Consider the following 22871-nt stretch of genomic DNA (forward strand, 5'->3'; position numbering starts at 1 on the left):
GACGCGGCTAGACCTGCACGCCGAACGGTTGGGTGAAGCGGATATCGCCCTCGACCATGTCACGCATGTCGGACAGTCCGTTGCGGAACTGGAGGGTGCGCTCGAGCCCCATTCCGAAGGCGAATCCGGTGAACTCGTCCGGATCGATACCGGCGGCGCGCAGAACGTTGGGGTTGACCATGCCGCAGCCACCCCACTCGATCCAGCCTGCGCCGCCCTTCTTGTTGGGGAACCAGACATCGACCTCGGCTGAAGGCTCCGTGAAGGGGAAGTAGTTCGCGCGCATCCGCGTGCGGGTGTCGGGACCGAAGAGGGTCCGGGCGAGGTGGTCGAGCGTCCCACGGAGGTGCGCCATGGTCAGGCCGCGATCGACGGCCAGTCCCTCGATCTGGTGGAACACGGGGGTGTGCGTCGCGTCGAGCTCATCGGTGCGGAACACTCGGCCCGGGCAGGCGATGTAGATCGGTACCTCGCGGGAAAGCATGGTCCGCATCTGCACCGGTGAGGTGTGCGTCCGCAGCACCCGGGAGGAGCCCTCGGGTGCGATGTGGAAGGTGTCCTGCAGGGTGCGGGCGGGATGGTCGGGCAGGAAATTCAGGGAGTCGAAATTGAAGTACTCGGCCTCCACCTCGGGGCCGTCCGCGATCTCCCAGCCCATGCCCACGAAGATGTCGGCGATCTGTTCGCTCAGGGTCGTGATCGGGTGCATCGCACCCGGCTGGGTCCGCCCGGTGGGAAGCGTCACGTCGACACGTTCGGCGACGAGCACCTCGGCGTTGCGCTTCTCCTCAAGTCGGGTCTTCGCTTCGGCGAACGCCTTCTCCACGCGCCCACGGGCCATGTTGACGAGCCGCCCCGCGTCCTTGCGCTGCTCCTTCGGAATCGATCCGAGTGAACGACGTGCCTGGGGAATGGGCGCGTCGTCACCGAGATGGGAGCGCCGGATGACGGCGAGTTCCTCGAGTGAGTCGGCCGCGGCGAAAGCCGCGAGTGCCTCCTCCGCCGCTTGATTGAGGCTGGCTTCGGTCAGCTGGCTGTCAGTCACCGGGGCTCTGACTCCTTCTGGGTCTCGGTTGGGTCGATCGGTTATTCGGTGGGTGGGATGCGGCCGCGGTGTTTCCGGCGCCGCCCACCCACGGGTCTCCCCGGATCATCCGGGTCACCGTGCTCTGCAGGATCTTACCCGTTCGAGTGACGGGGACCGTGTCACGGGGATCCGTGGTGCTTTTCTCAGGGGCGGTGCTGCGCCCGTGCCGACGCGTAGAGGCAGATCGCCGCCGCGGTCGCCAGGTTCAGCGACTCGGCTCGCCCCCGGATCGGGATGTGGATACGGTGATCGGCGTTCTCGAGCAGATCCTCGGGTAGTCCGTGTGCCTCGTTACCGAAGAGCCACGCGGTGGAACCAGCGAGGACCGGGTCCGCGTCGTCGAGGCTGAGTTCACCGTCCGCCGCTGTGGCGATGACCGTGAGACCGCGTTCCCGCAGCCTTCCGATGACATCGGTGTGCTCGTGGTGCCGCACCACGGGCAGGTGGAACAGTGATCCGGCTGAGGCCCGAGCGGATTTCCCGTTCTGTGGGTCGACGGTGTCCCCGGTGAAAATCACCGAATCGGCGCCGACGGCGTCGGCGACACGAATCACGGTTCCCGCATTGCCCGGCTCGGATGTCTCGACCGGGACGGCCACGAGACGGGGGTTCGCGGTGAGCGCCTCATCCAGTCCCGTCAGTACGGGCCGGCACACCGCCACGAGACCTGCCGGGGTGACGGTCTCCGACAACTGCCGTCCCGCCTTGTCCGTGACCGGATGGATGTAGACCCCGGCGGAGGCCGCGGTGTTGAGCAGCGCGGCGAACCGGCCCGCAGCGGACTCGGTGACGAAGATGTCGGTGGCCGTTCCGCGGCCGACGGCGGCCTCGACACAGTTGATCCCCTCGACGAGGAACAGCCCGGCCTTCCGCCGTCCGGCACTGCGGTGGAGTTTGACGGCCGAGACGACACGGGGGGTGCGTTCCGTCGCTGGTTCGGAGAAATCGAGGTGCATGGGATCCAACCTAGCAGCGGCACCGGCGTACTCCTGCCACCGGGGACGGGCCGAAACCACCTCCGAACGTGAAAAACCGCCCCTGCCTCCGTTTCGGGAGGAGGGACGGCTTGGGGAACAACCACTGAGTGTTCCGGTGAACAGACCTAGGCGGCCTTCGGGGCGTTGACGTCCTCGGGGAGGGCGGCCTTCGCGGCCTCGCAGATCGCGGAGAATGCACCAAAGTCGTTGACGGCGAGCTCGGCGAGGATCTTGCGGTCGACCTCGATCTCAGCGAGCCGCAGGCCCTGGATGAGGCGGTTGTAGGTGATGCCATTCATCCGGGCAGCGGCGTTGATGCGCTGGATCCACAGGCGGCGAAACTGGCCCTTGCGTGCGCGACGATCGCGGTACGCGTAGGTCATCGAGTGGAGCATCTGCTCCTTGGCCTTGCGGTACAGGCGCGAGCGCTGTCCACGGTAGCCCTTGGCGGAATTGAGGATGACGCGACGCTTCTTCTTGGCGTTCACTGACCGCTTGACACGTGCCACGGTAAAACTTCCTTACGAATCTTGGGGGTTAGTTACTTTGGAGGGGGACGCAGACCGCCGGTACCGGCGGCCCGACGTCACGCCCGGCCGAGGAGACGCTTGACGCGCTTGGTGTCGGCCTTCGAGACGTCCGTGGTGCCCTTCAGGCGACGGGTCCGGGTGGAGGGCTTTCCCTCGAGGAGGTGGCGACGGTTGGCCTTCTCGCGGCGCAGCTTGCCGGAGCCGGAGACCTTGATTCGCTTTGCGGTGCCCTTGTGGGTCTTCTGCTTCATGAGTGATGTCCTTAAAAAGCTAGTGTGTTTACTTCTTGCCCTTGCGGAGCGGCCCGATGACCATCGTCATGTTGCGGCCGTCCTGCTTCGGCTTGGTCTCGACGACACCGTACTCGGCGACGTCCTGTGCCAGTCGATCCAGCAGCCGGTAACCGAGCTCCGGCCGGGACTGCTCGCGGCCACGGAACATGATGGTCACCTTGACCTTGGAACCCTTTTCAAGGAACCGGACCACATTACCCTTCTTCGTCTCGTAATCGTGGTCGTCGATCTTGGGACGAAGCTTCTGCTCCTTGACAACAGTCTGCTGCTGGTTCTTCCGGGACTCGCGTGCCTTCTGCGCGGCCTCGTACTTGAACTTGCCGTAGTCCATGATCTTGCAGACCGGGGGCTTTGCGTTGGGCGCGACCTCGACCAGATCCAGGTCCGCGTCATACGCGAGCTTTCGGGCGTCGTCGATGCGGACGATGCCGACCTGCTCGCCACCGGGTCCGACAAGACGGACCTCAGGGACTCGAATTCGCTCATTGATGCGAGCTTCAGCGCTGATGTGTACTCCTAGGGTTGCAGTGAATAATGCGTGATACCGCACCGCAACCTGAATGTCCCCTTCCATCACGCCGAACCCGGAGAAACGAAAACCCGCTGCCGACACATTGAGTGACGACGGCGGGAGATCCGGGCACGAGTTCGACCAATCACGGAAACCACTCGGAACTGCAGCCGATGGAGACTGAGCTCCACGGCACGGCTGCACCGAATGGACCCGGAGGATCGAAACTACGCGGCAACCAATGTCCAACCTGACGGTGATGCCAGGCGGCGTATGGTGGGAGGGACCTCCACTTTGCGGCCCTGTGCACTTTCCGGCGAATCCGTCATTCCCTCCACACAAGCCGTGAAAAGAGCCATGAAATCATGGCTTCGGGGACTGGAACCGGACCGTCCCGGGACTGCATCCGCAGCTCCGACAGGCCCAGACCATCCCCGATCGTTACGGAGAATGTGTGAAAGTCCAACGGACACACTAGAGAAGCCCACACTGGGCGGTAGTGCCACGAACTTTATCACGGTCGGCGCGACACCTCAAATCATCCGAGCTCATGTCGCCCCGGTGTCCCCGGAGCGTGCTCGCTCAGGGGGCCACATAGACGACAGCGTTGTCCCCTCCCCGACATTCCCAGGCTCCCGCTCCCTTCGGGGTGCATCGCATCCGGTACTTCTGGCCGGTCACCGGGGATACCGCCGAGATTGTCCGGGACGCGTTTCCCCCCTGCCCGGCGATCTGACGCCCGACATTCATCGCGAAACCACAACTGGTCACGTCGGTTCCCGAATAGACCCCGAATTGACCTGATTCTCCACACCCCCGGGAACCATCCGGCACGGAGAACTCCGGTTTCGCTCGGGTCGTCTTGCTGGTGGCGCTCGTCGTCGATTCCGTGGTCCGGGTTTTCGTCTCCGATGTCGACGAGGTCGACTCCCGCGAACCGGTGGTGGTCGGCGTCCGAGTCGCCTCGGTGGCATCCGGTTCCGTCGTCAAGGTGACGACCGTGGTGTCGACCACGACCGGCTCCCCGCCGGGCGGGACGGTATCCGTGTTTCCGGACCTGCCCCACCCCAGGACGGTGAAACCGAGGGCGACCACCGACAGCACAGCAATGATGATCACGAGAAGAAAGCCGATCACCACCCCGGTCATCTTCCGGCGTCCACCGTTTTCCCCGGATCCCGGCTGCGTCGCGGTGATCCGCTGTGAGGTCCGTGCGGCCGACGCCGACGATCCGACGGGGGGCATCTGCTGGGTCGGGGTCGGATCCGAACTGGCGCTGGACCACCCGGCGCCTGCGGACGCATCATGCGCGAACACATCACTCTCCGGTGGAACATCCGTCCGCGGATCCTCCCGACCACGGCCCTGCCCGGACGCCGCGGATCCGTGGTCGTCGGGGGTATTCCGTCCGTTCGCTTCAGTCACCGGTGAACCTCATTCGTTGGATGCCGACGCGAGAAACCCGGAGGACCCGGGTTTCCGGAACGACGGCTCAATTCGTCACAGTGCCAAGAATAGTGCGAAACTGCCCGCATTCATCCCCCGCCCCGCCGCAACTCGGGTCCCGGACATGCACCCTCGTGCGGATTGCCTGGCCCGTTGTGTTCGGCCTACCCCGGGTGACGAAGTTGTTTACGGGGGTCACAAACCCACTCATTGGGCCTAAGATCTGGACTATGTCAACGGATCCGACCTCCCGCAAACAGCTAGAGGAAGCCCTCCACAGCCTCAATGCCCTGGAAAAGGCTGTGTCCGAAGCCCGATTGAAGGTCAATCGGGCTTTGGAGGACGACGCCGCCTCCGCTTCTGATGCCGTGCCGGCGGACACTCAGGCTCCGGATACCCGGGAAAGCGATCAGCACGACGACCATCCACCGGCTGCGGTGGAGATCACGCGGTCGCCGGATCCCGAGGAAGCTCCGGACGATATCAACCAGCCTCCTGCGCAATCCTCCGACTCCACGGACAGGCACGCGGCGTCAGATCACCCGACCCCGAAGCCGTCGCAGCCACCGGCACAACAGAGTTTCCGATCGTGGCCGCCGGTCCCCCCACGACCACAGGGCGCACAACCACAACCCGCCGGCGGGCCCCCACGCCAACGCCGACCACGACCGTTACCGCCCGGCACACCTCCACGCCCCCGCGGCGCACAACCGTGGCCCCCCAACCCCCAACGACCACAGGGCGCACAACCACAACCCACCGCCGCGCCCACACGCCCACGGGGACCACAACCACCGCTCCCCGGCACACCGCAACGACAACCGGGAGCCCCCGCAGGGCCCCATGTCGGATTCAACGGCGTTCCACTCCCGGGATCCGTACTCCTCGAACCGTGGTGGCGCTCCGAGAACGCGGTCATCCGTTTCCTGGCCATCGGCGGCGCGCTGATTACCCTGGCAGGTGTGGCGCTGCTGGTCGTTCTCGCGGTCCAGAGCGGGATCCTCGGACCGGTCGGCAGAGTGGCTCTCGCCTACATTCTGGCCGCACTGTTCGCCGCAGGCTCCGTCGTCGTCAACAACCGCTTCGACGAGCGGATCAGCAACACCACGACGGTCGTCAGCGCATTTCTGATCACGGCACTTCTCACGGCCATGACGACGACGGCATTCGTCGTGTTCCACTATTACTGGTTGCCGAATTGGGCCGGATCGATACTCTGCATGGTGTTCCTCGGATTCTCCCTCTATGCCCTCCGTCAGTGGCGGATGGTGCACACGGGGATCGCGGTCGGAATCCTCGGAACCGTGTTCATGGTTCTCTGGCATGCGTTTCAGATGACCCTGTATCTCGACCTCGGGACAACCGGGACGTCCGCGACGAGTTGGACCGTGCCCGCGGCGATGCCCGCGTTGATGCTGCTCATCTCCACTTTCGGTCGCGGCTGTCCCGGTTCCCGACAAACGGCGTCGTACCTGCTTATCACCGGCGCGGCCTCCGGCCGCATCCTGTTCAGCGGGAACAGCTTCGTATCGGACGTCGACTACGCACTGACTACGCTCATCGCTGTGCTGTTCGTGGTCGTGGTCGTGGTCGATCGTGTCCCGACTTCGGCCGGATCGGAAAAGCTGGCCGCTGTCTGGGCACCGATCGCCGCGCTGTTCATAGCAGCGTGCAGCCCGAGAATTCTGTTTGTGTCCGGCACGACGCCCTACATCCCCTGGATCCTCCTCATCGCACTCATCACGTTGGTCGTCATCGGATACACCATCAGGAGAAGGACGCAAGCGGACGATGGTCTTTCTCCGGCGGCATTCGTCGCTCCGACACTGGTCACGGTTGGTGCGACAACCATTCCACTGAGCTTCTTCCTGATCGACCTGACACTGTTGGCATCGGCGACATCCTGGTCGGCGGCTGGAATCGTGACATATGACCGGACTGTATTCCTCGCCGTCACCCTGGCTGCTGTCGTCGCTCTGCCCAGGCTGCAGTCCGGAAACACCCCCTGGATCACATGGATAGCGTCGACCCTCCTATTCACGGTGGCCACGGGCCAGGCCGTATTCGGCCGCAACGTCGATCTCCTTCTCCGTCCGGAACGGATGATCGAGGGACTCCTTCTCATCCTCATCGTCGTGACCGCCCTGTTGAGCCGGGCGAATTTCGACGATATGCCGCCCGCGGGCCGCGTTCTGATCGCTCTTTCGGGGCTCCACCTGTCGGCGGTGGGCGTGGTGTCGGTCGCCACGTACGTCGGGAAAATGGTGAACCAGGTTGATCTCGGTTTCTTCGTCGGGCATGCGGCGGTGTCGATCCTCTGGATCGGCCTCGCAGCCTACGTGCTCCTCGCTAATAACGGGCTCAGCGCACAGGCATCCCTGAGTTCCGGAGCCCTGCTCGCCGTAGCCGGAGTCGTCAAGCTCATTTTCATCGATCTCAGCACGATCGGCGGGATGATGCGGGTCGTGGCGTTCCTGGTCTCCGGCACGGCTCTCCTGGTGATAGCCGCTCTCCGCGCCAGACGAGACCAGTCCGCCGCGAAGCCCGCGGACAACGGTGAACCCTCCCCCTCACCCGTTACCGGGGACAGTTCCCCGGAATCGGAAGGACCCACACACGGGACGACCGCGAGCCCGCGGCCTCCGGACAACGGGGAGTGAGGGCCGGTCCCGCTGCCCGTCCGGGGTACCCGTTGCTCAGGTGAGCAACGGGCGGAGGAACTGACCGGTGTACGACGTCGACACCCGGGCGACCTCCTCCGGGGTGCCTTCAGCGACGACACGCCCACCGCCGGCACCTCCCTCGGGACCCATGTCAACGATCCAGTCCGCGGCCTTGATCACGTCAAGATTGTGCTCGATGATCAGGACACTGTTGCCCTTGTCCACGAGTCCCTGGATCACCAGCATGAGCTTGCGGATGTCCTCGAAGTGCAGGCCTGTGGTCGGTTCGTCGAGGATGTAGACCGTCCGGCCGTTGGAACGCTTCTGCAATTCACTGGCGAGCTTCACCCTCTGCGCCTCACCACCGGAAAGCGTCGTCGCGGACTGCCCGAGGCGCACGTATCCGAGCCCGACATCAACCAGTGTGTTCAGGTACCGGTGGATCGAGGTGATCGGCCGGAAGAACTCCGCGGCCTCACTGATCGGCATGTCGAGCACCTCGGCGATTGACTTGCCCTTGTACTTGACCTCCAGGGTCTCACGGTTGTACCGGGCTCCCTCACACACCTCGCACGGGACGTACACGTCCGGGAGGAAGTTCATCTCGATCTTCAGGGTTCCGTCACCACGACACGCCTCACAGCGTCCCCCCTTGACGTTGAAGGAGAAGCGGCCGGGCTTGTATCCGCGGACCTTGGCCTCGTTGGTTTCGGCGAACAGGGTGCGGATCTTGTCGAATACACCTGTGTAGGTAGCGGGATTCGATCGCGGGGTCCGGCCGATCGGCGACTGATCGACCTGCACGAGCTTGTCCAGGTGCTCGATCCCGTCGACCCGCCGGGCTTTGCCGGGTACCTGGCGTGCCTTGTTCAGCCGGTTCGCCAGAACCCTGGCGAGAATCTGGTTGATCAGGGTGGACTTGCCCGAACCCGACACACCGGTGACGCAGCACAGTACGCCGAGCGGCAGATTCACGTCGACGTTGTCGAGGTTGTTCTCCCGCGCGCCGACGACGGTGAGCATCCGGTCGCGGTCTATCGGTCGGCGTTCGTCCGGAACCCCGAGGACCCGTTCGCCGGAGAGGTACTGCCCGGTGAGGGAGTCGGGACAGTTCCGGATGCCGTCGGGTTCACCCTGGTAGACGATCTCGCCGCCGTACTCCCCCGCACGGGGACCGATGTCGACCAGCCAGTCCGCCGCATTGATCGTGTCCTCGTCGTGTTCGACGACGATGAGGGTGTTGCCGATGTCCCGGAGGTGTTCGAGCGTCGTGATCAACCGTTGGTTGTCCCGTTGATGGAGACCGATCGACGGTTCATCGAGGACGTAGAGGACGCCCGCAAGACCGGAACCAATCTGGGTGGCCAACCGGATCCGCTGCGCCTCGCCGCCGGAAAGCGTACCGGCCGCGCGGTTGAGCGACAGATAATTCAGGCCCACGTCCAGCAGGAACTTCAGGCGCGCCTGAATCTCCCTCAGCACGGCCCCGGCGATCATCTGCTCGCGCTTTCCGAGGGTGAGTGTGTCGAGGAACTCGGCCGCATCGGCGACCGACAGCTGGGTGAGTCCCGCGATGGACTGTTCGCCGTGGCTCTCCGACGCCAACCTGACCGCCAGGATCTCGGGCTTGAGGCGGGTCCCGGAGCACGTCGGGCACGGGACCTCGCGCATGTAGGAGAGGATCCGGTCCTTCTGGCTGTCGGAATCCGTCTGGTCCAGCTTGCGCTGGAGATACGGGAGCACGCCCTCGAAGGGGGCGGTGAAGTTGCGGATCCGGCCGTAGCGGTTCTTATAGCGGACGCTGACCTGGTGTTTGCTGCCGTGCAGGACGGCCCTGCGCTGTGCCGCGGTCAGTTCGTTGAACGGCGTGTTCTCGCTGAAGTCCATCGCCTGGGCGAGCCCGGTGAGGAGTTTTCCGAAGTACTTGGTGTTGAAGCCCGTGCTCCACGGCTGGATCGCCTCGATCAGGGGGGCGTCCCCGTCGGGTATGACGAGATCGATGTCGACCTCGAGCTTCGTGCCCAGTCCGTCACAGGCGGGGCAGGCACCGTACGGGGAGTTGAAGGAGAAACTGCGGGGTTCGAGTTCATCGACGCCGAGCGGATGTCCGTTGGGGCAGGCCATCTTCTCGGAGAATCGACGGGTCCGGTTCTCGTCCTCGTCGTCCAGTCCGACGAAGTCGAGGATGACGACCCCGTCGGCGAGGCCGAGGGCCGTCTCCACGGAGTCGGTGAGGCGCTGTTTCTGGCTCGACTTGACCTGCAGGCGGTCGACGACGACCTCGATATCGTGTTTGACCTGTTTCTCCAGCTTCGGAGGATCAGAGAGCTGGTGCACCTCACCGTCGACGCGGACCCGCGAATACCCCTGTGCCGCGAGGTCCGCGAACAGGTCGACGAACTCGCCCTTCCTGGTCCGGACGACCGGCGCGAGGACCTGGAACTTCAGGCCCTGCTCCATGTCGAGAACCTGATCGACGATCTGTTGCGGCGTCTGCCGCTCGATCACCGCGTCACATTCGGGACAGTGGGCGGTTCCGGCGCGGGCGTAGAGCAGACGGAGGTAGTCGTAGACCTCGGTGATCGTGCCGACGGTGGAGCGCGGGTTCCGGTTCGTCGACTTCTGATCGATGGACACGGCCGGGGAGAGACCTTCAATGAAGTCCACATCGGGTTTATCCATCTGCCCGAGGAACTGCCGGGCGTAACTGGACAGTGACTCCACGTAGCGCCGCTGGCCCTCGGCGAAGATGGTGTCGAAGGCCAGGGAGGATTTCCCGGAGCCCGACAGACCGGTGAACACGACCATGGTGTCCCGGGGAAGGTCGATGTCGACCCCTTTGAGATTGTGCTCGCGCGCTCCGCGCACGATGAGCCGATCAGCCACTGGCTTCGGTACCTTCCGTTGGACATGTTGAGGGCAAACAGTATCGAACATATCAACGACTGCATGGTTTAGCTACTCTGGTCAGCATGTCCCACGAAGTCACCTTGCGCTCCCTTTCCGTGTCCGAGATGGACAACAACTGCTACTTCCTCATCGCCGGCGACCGCGCCCTGCTCATCGACGCGGCGGATGACGCCGACCGCCTGATCGGATTCGCGGCCGAACACGGCGCGAAGATCACCGGAGTCGTGACCACCCACCGCCACTGGGACCATGTCCGGGCGCTACCCGACGTCATCGGGAAGACTGGTGCCACGCACTACTCGTCGTCACTCGATGCCCCGGCCCTTCCCGCCGATGTCGACGTCGAGCTCGAGAACGGAGGGACGCTCGAGTGGGAGGACATGAGCTTCCCGGTCGTGGTGCTCCGGGGCCACACCCCGGGTGGTCTCTGTGTGGAGGCGACCATCGACGGCACGACGCACCTGTTCGTCGGAGACAGTCTCTTCCCCGGTGGGGTAGGAAAGACGAACGGCGACGGCGACTTCCGCAGACTCCTGTGTGATGTCTCGAGCCGTGTCTTCGACGTCTACCCGGATGACACCGTCATCCATCCGGGCCACGGCAAGGGCACGACCGTCGGAGCCGAACGCCCGAAGCTGCGGGAGTGGAGCGAACGTGGCTGGTAATCGGCAATCTCGAAAAAAATTTGAAAATGCAAAAATCCATTTGGATAATCTCCAAGGGATTTGCTGGTGGTGCAAAAGTACCGCAGATTCACTTGAACATAGACACAAGAAAACTGATCTAAATCGCTTCACCCGAGATGGAATACAACCAGAATGGGTCGGCAACGGAAAATCTGAGATTATACGCGGACCCAACAGCAAATCAGAGGCCGTGCGGTTCGGCCGGGTGTTGTGTCAAACATGCAACAACAAACGAAGTCAAGATTTTGATAAGGCATACGATAAGTTCAGCAATGCGCTGGTTGAATCGATGGACAGTTGGTGGCATCGGGATTCGGTAGATTTAATTCATATCTACGGAACAACTTGGAAACAGGACTCACTCAATCTAGCGCGCTACTATATAAAGAATTTCGGCTGCTTAATGGCCGATCTCGGCATATCACCACCTCAAACGATGCGCGACTTCCTAAATGGTAGCGAAGCAATGGACAACGTCGCTTTACTGCTTGTTAAAAGTGAATCGCATTACCTAGCACACCGCTACCTACTTCAAACCTTAGGCGATAACTATTCGCTATTTAGGACACCTTCCACAGTTTGGACATCTTCTGAAGATAAGCGTGTGATAGGATACACAAGCAGCTCACTAATTGGATACGTCGGCGTGCAAATCTTATGGCACCCAGCATGCAACTACCCGAACTTCACAACATGCAGCTCGTCACCACCACTACATGTCTTGGAAACAACTAATAAGTCACGTATTTTGATTGCAAAAGCGGCGGTGAGGTCAAAATTTGCCAAATTTTCATCTTTTTTTAGTTCTTAATTCCACCATAGCCTCGACACCATGAAAACCTCTGGACAGGCCCTCAATTAACATCCGTAAACCCTAGCAGGGGTTGGCAAGTTTTCTATATAATTCTGGAATTAATAGGGTACTTGAGAGATTTTCACAAGTTTTTTACCATGCCCATACGCTCAAGGGCTTCACGATATTTTTCTGTTAGTTTCCCTCACCAAGGATGAGCACTACCGCTGCAACAAGGGTGCGGTCGAGTGGGGCTCTATACGCGAAAGCTGTACACTGGAGCACTCTGGGGCACACAGTCCTCAATCCTCCTGTGTGGTAAATAACCTCGGGACTATCCGAGAGCAAACACCAACCCTGTACGCAACCAAGGAGCCTAGTAACCCATGATCCGCAAGCTCGCCCGACCGATGCTCGCTTCCGTGTACATCGCGGACGGCGTCGACACCCTCGCCAACACCGAGGCACACGTGGAAGGCACCGAGTCGGTCATCGACCGGCTGCGTACCGTTCTGCCGCGGCAGTACGCCGCATTCGTGCCCACCGATCCCGAGCTCGTCGCCCGGGGACTCGGTGCCACCAAGGTCGGCGCAGGCAGCATGCTGGCGCTCGGCAAGTTCCCGCGCCTGTCCGCCCTGACCCTCGCGATCGCCTCCATCCCGACCATCCTCGCCCGCCACGCCTTCTGGGAAGCGGATGACAGCCAGGAGAAGAGCGCCCGACGTTCCGGTTTCCTCACCTCGATCGCCCTTCTCGGTGGGCTGTTCATCACCACCGCCGACACCCAGGGCAAGCCCGGCATCGCCTGGCGTACGAAGCACGCCGCCAAGGTGACCAACAAGAAGGTCCAGAAGGCGCTGCCGACGAAGTCCGAGACCGAGAAGTTCGCCGAGAGCGCCTCCGAGCAGGCCTCCGCACTCGCCGAGTCGACCCGTGGATTCTTCGGTGAAGCCACCGAGAAGGCTTCGGAGTACATCGAGGCCGCACAGGAGTACTTCGAGGACAACAAGGACGACTGGCTGAAGGCCGCGGAGTCCAACGCCGAGACCGCCAGGAAGCGGGCCGTCAAGCTCGCCAGCCAGGCACAGGAGCGAGCGGATGAGGCCCGGAAGAACGCCTCCAAGAATGCCGCGAAGTACCAGAAGCAGGCTGACAAGGCGGCCAAGAAGGCCAAGAAGAAGTGGGGCAAGAAGCTGGACATCTGATCCGGTTCCGAACCCGACGCCCCGCCCTCCGGAATTCCGGTCGGCGGGGCGTCGCATGTCCGCCGACCGGGAACGGAGATGGACCCTCCGGTCCCGCGTCACTAGAGTTGTCCCCTACCGTTCCTTGACCGGTTTGTTTTCATCCAGCGCCCCGAGCGGAGCCCCGCGACGGGACATCGAGAGCCTCCCCAGGAGTGTCAGTCGTGCAGAACCGCCCCCTCCCCCCGTACCAGGAAGAACACGGGGACCCGGAGATCGCAGCCGAGCAGGAGTACACGGACATGCTCTTCGCCCGGCTCGACACGGAGGTCGCACAGTCCAATGAGCGGCTGCGGGAGGTGATGAAGCGGGTCGACGCCGCGAATCCCGATGCAGAGGCCCTCGTCCAGCGCGAAACCGAGTACCACGCCCTCAACGCCCGGTTGGACCGGTTGAATCTCGCCCAGCTCGGGCTCGTCTTCGGCCGGATCGATGTGGCCGATCCGGCGGCGGAGAATCCGGTCCCCGGCAGACCCGGTCTGGACCGCCGCTACATCGGCCGGATGGGGCTCGATGCCCGGGAAGATGGTTACCGCACCCTGCTGCTCGACTGGCGAGCCCCCATGGCCCGCCCGTTCTATCTGGCCACCACCGCACAACCCGAAGGGGTGACGGTCCGGCGCCACATCCGTACCAGTGGCAGGACCGTGACCGGCGTGGACGATGAACGGCTCTCGGTCTCGCCCACGGACGGGCCCGCTTCCGGCACACGGAGCGGGGTCGGTAGCGAGTCCGCCCTCCTGTCCGTGCTGACTGCACCCCGTACGGGCCACATGGCCGACATCGTCGAGACCATTCAGCGGGAACAGGACGAGATCATCAGGGACCGTACCCGCGGTGTGATGGTCGTGGAGGGCGGTCCCGGGACCGGCAAGACAGCTGTGGCCCTCCACAGGGTGGCGTGGCTGCTCTACACCTGGCGGGAACAGTTGGCGGCCACCGGTGTCCTCATCATCGGCCCGAACCGGACCTTCCTGGACTACATCTCCCGCGTGCTCCCGGAGTTGGGCGAGACCGGGGTCGTGCTCTCCACCATCGGTGAGCTGTACCCGGGGGTGACCCCGACGGCCACGGATTCACTGCTCACCCGGGAGATCAAGGGTTCGGAGGAGATGGTGGCCATCCTCGCCGAGGCGGTCAAGGCACACCAGACACTCCCCGATGCACCCGTGGTACTGAAGGTGGAGGGAATCGAACTCACGCTCACCCCGGCGATGGTGAAGAAGTCCAGGACCAGGGCCCGACGGTCCCGCCGTCCGCACAATCTCGCGCAGCCGGTGTTCCGGGATCATCTCATCGCGCAGCTGGCGGAGCAGCTCGCGGAGAGGATCGGTTCCGACCCCCTCGGTGGGCGTAACCTCCTGGGTGGAGGTGACATCGCCCAGCTGCACGAGGACCTCGAGGATGAGCGGGCGGTGGTCGACGCCGTGGATTCCTACTGGCCGCTCCTCGACCCCGAATCCGTGCTGGACGGTCTGCTCACCGACGAGTCCGCGATCGCGGTCGCCGCCGCCGACTACGATGACGAAACCCGCCGGGCACTGTTCCGGGAGGCCGGTTCGCCGTGGACCGCATCCGACGCAGCGCTCCTGGACGAACTCGCGGAACGCCTGGGGATGCCCGACCCCGATGCGACCCGGGAAGCCGCCGAACGGAAATGGCGGGAACAGGTCGAGGACGCACAGGATGCACTCGACATCCTGAGTTCCTCGCAGTCATCGGATCTGGACGACGGCTTTGAGGCGGAGATCCTCTCCGCCCATGACGTCATCGATGCGGAGACCCTTGCCGAACGACAGCGGATCCGGGACACACGGACGACGGCGGAGCGCGCCCGGATGGACCACACCTGGGCCTATGGGCACGTCATCGTCGACGAAGCGCAGGAACTGTCGCCGATGGAGTGGCGGATGGTGATGCGCCGGTGTCCCTCCCGGTGGATGACCCTCGTCGGCGACACGGCGCAGACCGGCTCACCGGCCGGTGTCGATTCGTGGACGGAGACGCTCTCGCCGTACGTGCACAGCCGGTTTCACCGGCACGAGCTGACGGTGAACTACAGGACTCCCCGGGACATCGCCGATGTGGCGGACACGCTGCTTCCCATGATCGCTCCCGGGCACACCCCGGCGACCGCGATCCGGGACTCCGGCTGGGGTGTGAGGTTCCTGTCGGCCGGGACCGATCCCGCGACGGTCACCCGGGAGTTGGCGGACCGGGATCCCGAACGAACCTCGGTCATCATCGCCCCCGATGACAGGCAGGTTCCGGGAAGTGTCACCGTCGCCGGTATCAAGGGCCTCGAGTTCGATCACGTCATCATCCTGGACCCGACGGGCATCGTGGAACAGTCGCCCCAGGGCTGGCAGGACCTCTACGTCGCCTACACCCGCGCCACCCAGTCGCTGACGGTGATCGGGCGGCCGCCCCACGACTGCACCGTCATGGGGTGACCGCCCGGGCGGAGAGGAAATCCGTCAGTTGACGGTGTGCACGATCATGACGTCGCACTGCGACTGACGGGCGACGTCGGCGGGGACCGAACCCAGCAGACGACCCGTGAGCGAGTTGATGCCGCGGTTTCCGACGACGAGCAGATCGGCACCGTGCTCGTTGACGATCGCCATCAATGCCTCCACCGGGGTGCCGGGCTTGATGGCGGTCTCCACCTTCGCGCACCCGATCTTCCGGGCCGCCTCGGCTGCGGTGTCGAGGTTGCGTTGAGCCGGATCGTCGCCGAGAACGGTGACGGAATCCTTGCGCAGCGTCTTCGACGCCTGCTCCTCGGACTCGTAGTACGCACAACCGACGATCAGAGTGGCGTCGAAGGCTGCGGCGATCGCCGCGGCCCGCTCGACCGCCAGCATCGACGACTTCGAGCCGTCCGTTCCGACGACGATCTTGGTGTAGTCACTCATGGTGAACCTTCCGGTGGGGTATCAGTGGGTCACGCCCTGGCCGGACGGGTCCACGGCAGTCCGCGGCCCGACCGAAACCGAGGTCTTTCTTTCCGTCCATTGTAGGCAAAAGAGCGCTGGCCCCGTGGAAAGCACCACCGCCGGCGGGCCGGGGAATCAGATTCCTGCCTCCTTCATGCCGCGCAGCTCCTTCTTCAGGTCCGCGATCTCGTCCCGGAGGCGTCCGGCGAGCTCGAACTTCAACTCGCGGGCGGCGGCCGACATCTGCGCCGTCAGATCGTCGATGAGGGTCTGCACCTCCTGGCGGGGCATGGAAGAGATGTCGGGCCTGTCGACGAGCGCGGCGTCGCCCGTCGCCGATGCCCGCTCCTCACCGTCGTCACCGGCGTTCTCGTACACCTGGTCCAGGATGTCGGCGATCTTCTTGCGCAACGGCTGCGGATCGACGCCGTGAGCCTCGTTGTACGCGATCTGTTTCTCCCGGCGCCGTTCCGTCTCGTCGATCGCCCGTTGCATGGATTCGGTGATGCTGTCGGCGTACATATGCACCTCGCCCGCGACGTTACGGGCGGCGCGCCCGATGGTCTGGATCAGTGATGTCGTGGAACGCAGGAAGCCCTGTTTATCGGCGTCGAGTATGGCCACGAGCGACACCTCGGGCAGGTCGAGTCCCTCCCGCAGGAGGTTGATTCCCACGAGCACGTCGTACTCACCCAGCCGGAGCTGGCGCAGCAGCTCCACCCGTTGCAGGGTGTCGATGTCGCTGTGCAGGTACCGCACGCGGATGCCGTGTTCGAGCAGGTAATCGGTGAGATCCTCCGCCATCCGTTTCGTCAGGGTGGTCACGAGCACACGTTCCTGCTTCGCGGTCCGCTGGTTGACCTCGTCGATGAGATCATCGATCTGCCCCTTCGTCGGTTTTACGACGATCTTCGGATCGACCAGGCCGGTCGGCCGGATCACCTGCTCGACAAACTCGCCGCCGGAGGCCGTCAGCTCGTAGGTGCCGGGGGTGGCGGACATGTAGACGCACTGGCCCTTGCGCGCGTCGAATTCCTCCCAGGTCAACGGCCGGTTGTCCAGGGCGCTGGGGAGCCGGAAACCGAAATCGACCAGGTTGCGTTTCCGGGACATGTCGCCCTCGAACATGCCGCCGATCTGCGGCACGGTCACGTGGGACTCGTCGATGATGGTGAGGAAGTCCTCCGGGAAGTAGTCGATCAGGGTGGCCGGTGCGGATCCCGCGGCGCGCCCGTCGATGTGCCTCGAGTAGTTCTCGATACCGGAACAGAACCCGACCTGCTCGATCATCTCGAGATCGTATTCGGTCCGCATCCGCAGCCGCTGCGCCTCCAGCAGCTTGCCGCGGTTCTCCAGGTCGGCGAGCCGGTCGGCGAGTTCCTCCTTGATCGCGGCGACGGCCTTCTCCATCCGCTCGGGTCCCGCGACGTAGTGCGTCGCCGGGAAGATCCGCAGCTCCTCCACGTTACGGACCACGTCGCCCGTCAGCGGATGGATGTAGTACAGGGCGTCGACCTCATCGCCGAAGAACTCTACCCGCACGGCGAGCTCCTCGTAGGCGGGGATGATGTCGACGGTGTCCCCCTTCGCCCGGAACGTCCCGCGGGTGAACGCGACGTCGTTGCGCGCGTACTGGATGTCGACCAGCAGCCGCAGGAACCGGTCCCGGTCGATCTCATCCCCCACCTTCAGGACCACGGACCGGTCCAGGTAGCTCTGCGGGGTGCCCAGGCCGTAGATGCACGAAACCGAACTCACCACGACGACGTCACGCCGGGACAGCAGCGCCGACGTCGCGGAGTGCCGGAGGCGCTCGACGTCCTCGTTGATCGAGGAGTCCTTCTCGATGTAGGTGTCGGTCTGCGCGATGTACGCCTCGGGCTGGTAGTAGTCGTAGTAGCTGACGAAGTACTCGACGGCGTTGTTCGGCAGCAGCTGCCGCAACTCGTTGGCCAGCTGCGCCGCCAGTGTCTTGTTCGGCGCCATCACCAGCGTCGGGCGCTGAACCTGCTCGATCAACCAGGCCGCGGTCGCCGACTTACCTGTACCCGTGGCACCCAGGAGCACGACGTCGCGTTCCCCCTTCTCCAGACGCTCCGTCAGGGCGGCGATAGCGGCGGGCTGGTCGCCAGCGGGTTTGTAGTCGGAGATAACCTCGAACGTGGCGGCGGTACGTTCGATCTCACCGACGGGCCGGTGCTCCGAGTGGGAGAGGACAGGTTGTTCAGCAGCAAAAGCCATGGCCACGAGTTTACCCGCCCGGTAACCCCACCCCGACCGCGCGTGGCCACCGAGACGACCAGCGCCGGCGATTGGCGGGGCGTGTCACCGCACGCTAGCGTGTGAGCATGAGTGAAGCACAGGGTGGAAGTCGATTCGGGTGGCATCTAGCCCCGCTCGCGGTCATCGCGGCGACGGGCCCGTTCCTTCTGATCGCCACCGCACCACCCGCCGAGGCGGCCGGTGGCCCCTGCGTCAACAACCACCGGCAGCAGCCGCTGGCCGGGAAGGGCGCCGGTCTTCCCGGATTCCTCACCTCCGCCGGTTCCTCGGGGTCTTCGGAGGCGGGGCCCACCGAAGCTCGGGAACCGGATACCGACGGCAAACCACCGTGGATGAAGGGCCGGCCGGGGCAGCTGCCCATCATCCGGGGGCACACCGAGGCACTGCACCTCATAACCGGGCCCGGATCCCCCGGCCGGACCGACCACGCATTCGGTATCGCGGGAACGGATCTAGGTGTCTCCATGATGGATGCCGACGGGCGGCTCATGCTGATCTTCGGCGACACGATGGCCTGCGACGGGTCCCCCGGCAGCTGGCGTTCCAACACGATCGTGCGGACCCGGGACCTCGATTACAGCGACGGGCTTGAGATCGAGGAGGCTCTCACACGTGACGGATGGTCGGAGCGCGGCCGTGCCGTGGAGTTCATCCGTTCCCTCAAGAATCCGGGCCGGGAGCACACGGTCATCCCGACCGCCGCGATCACCGTGGACGGGATCCATTACGTGGATTACATGTCGGTCCGTTCGTGGGGCGCTCCCGGTCAGTGGCGGACGAACTACGCGGGCACGGTGCGTTCCAGCGACGGAGTGAATTGGGAACTGATCAGCGAGTCACTCCGCACCAACGAACGTTCCTCCACGCTGACCCGGGTGCGCGACCTGCCCCGGTACAAGGAGGGGAACGAGAAGCTGCAGATGTCGGCGTTCCTCGAACACGACGGGTACGTGTACCGGTTCAGCACCCCGTCGGGACGCGACGGATCCGCGATCCTCGGACGCGTCCCTGTGGCCGACTTCCCCGACGAGGACGCGTTCACCTACTTCGACGGCGGGGACTGGTTCTCCCCCGGTGACGGCGGTTCGGATTCCGCCGGGCGCGACCTCGACGCTGCCGTGGCGGTCCTCGACGCCCTGGTCTCGGAACTCTCCGTCTCTTGGAACGAGCACCTCGGGAAATTCCTCGCGCTCTACACGACAGGTGACGGTCTCGTGCTCCGGACCGCCGACGAGCCCACGGGGCCGTGGACCCCGGAACGCATGGTGGTGGACACCGGTACCGTCGGTGATCTGTACGGTGGTTTCATCCTTCCGGGTGCCTCCGGACGTGACCTCTACTTCGTCGCGACGACCTGGAGCAACTACAACGTCCTGCTCATGCGTACCGATCTGGATGAGCTTTTCGAGCTGACCCCGACCGAGCCTACGGTCGACGGTAACCGGACCTCCCGGACGGATCCGAGACCCGCCGCCGGCCCGGGCTACGATCCTTCCGATGATGACGGCCTCGAGGTCGTCGGAGTGGTCGACTACCGCGATCAGTGAGCTCAGCGCCGTCGCTCCGCGTCGATGATCGGGGCGACGATGCTACGGACCTGGGGTTCGAGCGCCGTCAGTGGACCGTTGTTGTCGATGATGATGTCAGCTCCGTTCCGGCGTTCCTCGTCGTCGATCTGTGCCGCCATCCGGCGCCGGGCGTCCGCGGGGTCGATACCGCGGTGCTCCGCGAGCCGCCGCACCCGCTCTTCTCGGTCGACGTCAACGACGATGACGGTGTCGAATTTCTCCGCCTGTCCCGTTTCGAAGAGGAGCGGCATGTCATAGACCCCCGCAACGGCGCCGTTCCGCTCCGCATGATCCAGACGTCGGCTGGCTTCGCTGATGATCCTGGGATGCATGATGGCGTTGAGTCTCCGGGTGGCGGACTCGTCACTGAATGCCCGCTCCGCCAGGAGCTTCCGGTCGAGGCGCCCGTCTGTCAGGAGTATGTCGGATCCGAACTCGCGGGCCAGCTCCTCGAGGGCGGGCTGTCCCGGTTCCACGATGTGGCGGGCGATTTCGTCGGCGTCGATGACGGTCACGCCGTCGAGGTCAGCAAGCGCCGCGGCGACCGTCGATTTGCCGCTGCCGATTCCACCGGTTAATCCGATTCTCAACATATTCCAAGAGTCTATCTGTGTCACTGCTTCGGGCCGTAGGCGGGCTGTCCGGCGGGAGCCGAGGCCCATCCTCCGGACACGCGGAGAGCCCCCGGCCGTTGTCCCGGCGGGGGCTCTCCGATGGTGGTGCAGGACCGGTCGGACCGGTCGGTGTTTCCGCTACTTGGCGGTCACGGTGATGATCGTCGTGGTCGCATCGGCGGAGTCCGCGATGTGGCCCTCCACGGAAGCGAACTTCCGGTGGTTCTGGACGACGACCGGGGTGATGATCGGCTTGCCCGCCGCAGCGATGACCTCGGGATCGAAGGTGATCAGCGGGTCACCGGCGCGAACGCGCTGCTTCTTCTCGACGTGCGAGGTGAAGCCCTTGCCCTCGAGCTCGACGGTGTCGAGGCCGATGTGGACGAGCAGTTCGATGCCGTTGTCGAGGCGGATGCCGACAGCGTGCGGGAACAGGGCCAGGATCTGCCCGTCACCCGGGGCTGTCACGGTGGTCGAGCTCGGCATGACGGCGACGCCCTTACCGACGTTCCCGCCGGAGAACATCGGGTCCGGAACCTCGCTCAGGGGGACGACACGGCCGGCCAGCGGAGCGGTGATGGTGGTCACCGCGCCGGGGCGCAGAGCGGTCTTCTCGGTGGTGGCCGGTGCCGGAGCTTCGGCGACCGCGACGGAGCCCGCAGCACCCGAAGTGGCGGCGGTACCCGTGGTGGCTGAGGTGGCAGCGGCATCCTCGATGTCGGCCTCCGCAGCGAGATTGCGCTCGTACTCCGCGGACGCCTCGCGGGCGCTGATCTTCTCCTCCTCGGAGCGGTAGTCGAAGAGCACCACCAGGAAGAAGGAGGTGAAGAAGGCGACGGCGATGCCGGCCACGTAGAGGCCGACGGAGTTGAAGGCCGGGATGGTCAGCAGCGAGGTGAACACGAAGGCGTTCGCGGTGACGGGGTCGACCGCGGGGATGATCATGGGCACGAGCCCCATGACGAGGCCACCGGCGAAACAGCCCGGCAGCAGTCTCAGGTAGGACTTCTTGAACCGGAGCATAACACCGTAGAGCGAGGGCTCGGAGATACCACCGAGCAGACCCGCCATCATGCCACCCAGGGAGACCTGGCGCATCTGGCGGTCACGCTCCCTCATGGCGACGAACATGACACCGGTGACGGTACCGAAGCAGGCGAAGTTCCAGGCACCCATGGGACCCTGGATGATGTCGTAGCCCAGGGTCGCGATGTTCTGGATCATGATGGCGTTCAGCGGCCAGTGCAGACCCAACGGCACGAGGAAGGGGTACAGCATCGGGATGATGATGGCGAGGATCAGGGGCGAGAACTCATTGACTGAGTTCAGCAGGTTCGAGATGCCGTTGCCGATACCGATGCCGAAGGGACCGAAGACGAAGGCCGTGGCCGGGATCATGATCAGCAGGGAGAAGAACGGCACGAAGACCATGTGCACGGCGGAGGGGATGATCTTCTTCAGACCCTTCTCCACCCAGAACAGGCCGATCGCCGCGATCAACGGGGGGAACACCTGACCGGAGTAGCCGTTCAGGACCATCGGCAGGCCGAACACGGTGACCGTGTCGCCCGCCTCACCCAATCCGATGAAGGACGGGGTGAGGAGTGCGCAGGGAATGGCCGCGCCCACCCACTCGTTGGCACCGAGCTTCCGGGCCGCACACGCACCGACCATGACCGGCAGGAAGTAGAACACCGACTGCCACATCGCGTGCATGAATATGAAGGTGGAGTCCGTGGGCTCACGGAAGTCCTGGATATCGAACGTGTCGAAGAGCACCAGGAGCGTGATGATCAGCGACGCACCGAGCAGGGCCCAGAGGACCGGACGGAAGGTGTCGGAGAGGAACTCGAAGCAGTAGTCGACCCACGAGTACTTGCCACGGACACCGTCATACTGCTTCTTGCCGTTGGCGGGCTTGTTGCCCTCGCCCATACCCGGCTGGGTGATGAGCTCCTGGTAGTAGTCCGCGACGCCACCGCCCATGACGACCTGCAGGCCGGTCGTACCCTGCGGCACGACTCCGAGAACGTCGGGATTGGAATCCAGCGCCTTCTGATCAGCCTTGGACTGATCGTGGAGCTGGAAACGCAGCCGGGTTGCGCAGTGGGTGAGGTTGGCGACGTTTTCCGCGCCACCCACCTTCTCCAGGATGAACTGTGATGTCGTCATCGTTTTAGACGCCATGTACGAACCTTTCTTACATCACCACCGCACGGTGCACGGGGTGAATCCTCATCCGGTTCAGGCTTGTTCCTGACCGGCTCAACCGCGGCCATGTAACCGGTGAATCCGATAGAGACACATAAAAATGCATTGATCCCTAC

General features: G+C 64.1%; 17 protein-coding genes. 6 read left to right on the forward strand and 11 right to left on the reverse strand.

Going from position 1 to position 22871, the window contains the following annotated elements; all coding sequences use genetic code 11:
• Positions 1-7: 7 nt before the first annotated feature.
• The 6 genes from pheS to JDV75_RS00180 form a co-directional block, all read right to left on the reverse strand.
• Positions 8-1045: a phenylalanine--tRNA ligase subunit alpha gene (gene pheS / locus JDV75_RS00155; protein ID WP_198737252.1), complete on the reverse strand. Its 1038-nt coding sequence runs from the start codon at positions 1043-1045 to the stop codon at positions 8-10.
• 185 nt (positions 1046-1230) lie between these two features.
• The gene (locus tag JDV75_RS00160) at positions 1231-2043 is read right to left on the reverse strand and encodes a TrmH family RNA methyltransferase (protein ID WP_198737253.1); all 813 of its coding nucleotides are present in this window, start codon (positions 2041-2043) and stop codon (positions 1231-1233) included.
• 146 nt (positions 2044-2189) lie between these two features.
• Positions 2190-2573: a 50S ribosomal protein L20 gene (gene rplT, locus JDV75_RS00165; RefSeq protein ID WP_198737254.1), complete on the reverse strand. Its 384-nt coding sequence runs from the start codon at positions 2571-2573 to the stop codon at positions 2190-2192.
• Positions 2574-2650: 77 nt separating this feature from the next.
• Positions 2651-2845, reverse strand: coding sequence for a 50S ribosomal protein L35 (rpmI, locus tag JDV75_RS00170; RefSeq protein ID WP_198735771.1), 195 nt, complete (start codon positions 2843-2845; stop codon positions 2651-2653).
• 28 nt (positions 2846-2873) lie between these two features.
• Positions 2874-3461 (reverse strand): translation initiation factor IF-3, encoded by a 588-nt coding sequence (infC, locus tag JDV75_RS00175; RefSeq protein ID WP_198737255.1) that lies wholly within the window; start codon positions 3459-3461, stop codon positions 2874-2876.
• Positions 3462-3980: 519 nt separating this feature from the next.
• Complete coding sequence (locus tag JDV75_RS00180; RefSeq protein WP_198737256.1) at positions 3981-4823, reverse strand: hypothetical protein; 843 nt, start codon at positions 4821-4823, stop codon at positions 3981-3983.
• A gap of 983 nt (positions 4824-5806) precedes the next feature.
• Here JDV75_RS00180 and JDV75_RS00185 point away from each other — a divergent pair.
• Positions 5807-7504 carry a DUF2339 domain-containing protein gene (locus tag JDV75_RS00185; protein WP_198737257.1) on the forward strand — a complete coding sequence of 566 codons (1698 nt, stop codon included), beginning with the start codon at positions 5807-5809 and terminating at the stop codon, positions 7502-7504.
• Between the two features lie 36 nt (positions 7505-7540).
• On the opposite strand, the gene uvrA is transcribed toward JDV75_RS00185, so the two are convergent.
• Complete coding sequence (gene uvrA / locus JDV75_RS00190) at positions 7541-10393, reverse strand: excinuclease ABC subunit UvrA (protein WP_198737258.1); 2853 nt, start codon at positions 10391-10393, stop codon at positions 7541-7543.
• 86 nt (positions 10394-10479) lie between these two features.
• Between uvrA and JDV75_RS00195 the strand changes: the two genes are divergently transcribed.
• From JDV75_RS00195 to JDV75_RS00210, 4 genes are all read left to right on the forward strand, one after another.
• The gene (locus JDV75_RS00195; protein ID WP_198737259.1) at positions 10480-11082 is read left to right on the forward strand and encodes an MBL fold metallo-hydrolase; all 603 of its coding nucleotides are present in this window, start codon (positions 10480-10482) and stop codon (positions 11080-11082) included.
• Entirely contained in the window at positions 11072-11914 is an 843-nt protein-coding gene (locus JDV75_RS00200; RefSeq protein ID WP_198737260.1) for a hypothetical protein, read from the forward strand. Before JDV75_RS00195 ends, JDV75_RS00200 begins: the two co-directional genes overlap by 11 nt.
• 368 nt (positions 11915-12282) lie before the next feature.
• Complete coding sequence (locus tag JDV75_RS00205) at positions 12283-13101, forward strand: DoxX family protein (RefSeq protein WP_198737261.1); 819 nt, start codon at positions 12283-12285, stop codon at positions 13099-13101.
• 281 nt (positions 13102-13382) lie between these two features.
• Positions 13383-15593, forward strand: coding sequence for a HelD family protein (locus JDV75_RS00210; protein ID WP_198737637.1), 2211 nt, complete (start codon positions 13383-13385; stop codon positions 15591-15593).
• A gap of 24 nt (positions 15594-15617) precedes the next feature.
• On the opposite strand, the gene JDV75_RS00215 is transcribed toward JDV75_RS00210, so the two are convergent.
• Positions 15618-16058: a universal stress protein gene (locus JDV75_RS00215; protein WP_198737262.1), complete on the reverse strand. Its 441-nt coding sequence runs from the start codon at positions 16056-16058 to the stop codon at positions 15618-15620.
• A 156-nt stretch (positions 16059-16214) separates the two neighbouring features.
• Positions 16215-18320: an excinuclease ABC subunit UvrB gene (gene uvrB / locus JDV75_RS00220; protein ID WP_198737263.1), complete on the reverse strand. Its 2106-nt coding sequence runs from the start codon at positions 18318-18320 to the stop codon at positions 16215-16217.
• Positions 18321-18427: 107 nt separating this feature from the next.
• Here uvrB and JDV75_RS00225 point away from each other — a divergent pair, with 107 nt between their 5' ends.
• Entirely contained in the window at positions 18428-19909 is a 1482-nt protein-coding gene (locus JDV75_RS00225) for a DUF4185 domain-containing protein (RefSeq protein WP_232958040.1), read from the forward strand.
• A gap of 2 nt (positions 19910-19911) precedes the next feature.
• Here the strand turns inward: JDV75_RS00225 and coaE are convergent, their stop codons facing one another.
• Positions 19912-20523 carry a dephospho-CoA kinase gene (coaE, locus tag JDV75_RS00230; protein WP_198737264.1) on the reverse strand — a complete coding sequence of 204 codons (612 nt, stop codon included), beginning with the start codon at positions 20521-20523 and terminating at the stop codon, positions 19912-19914.
• Between the two features lie 159 nt (positions 20524-20682).
• On the reverse strand, positions 20683-22731 hold the full coding sequence (locus JDV75_RS00235) for a glucose PTS transporter subunit IIA (RefSeq protein ID WP_198737265.1): 2049 nt from the start codon (positions 22729-22731) through the stop codon (positions 20683-20685).
• Between the last annotated feature and the right edge of the window lie 140 nt (positions 22732-22871).

It is taken from the genome of Corynebacterium meridianum (genome assembly GCF_016342265.1).
GTDB classification, from domain to species: Bacteria; Actinomycetota; Actinomycetes; order Mycobacteriales; family Mycobacteriaceae; genus Corynebacterium; species Corynebacterium meridianum.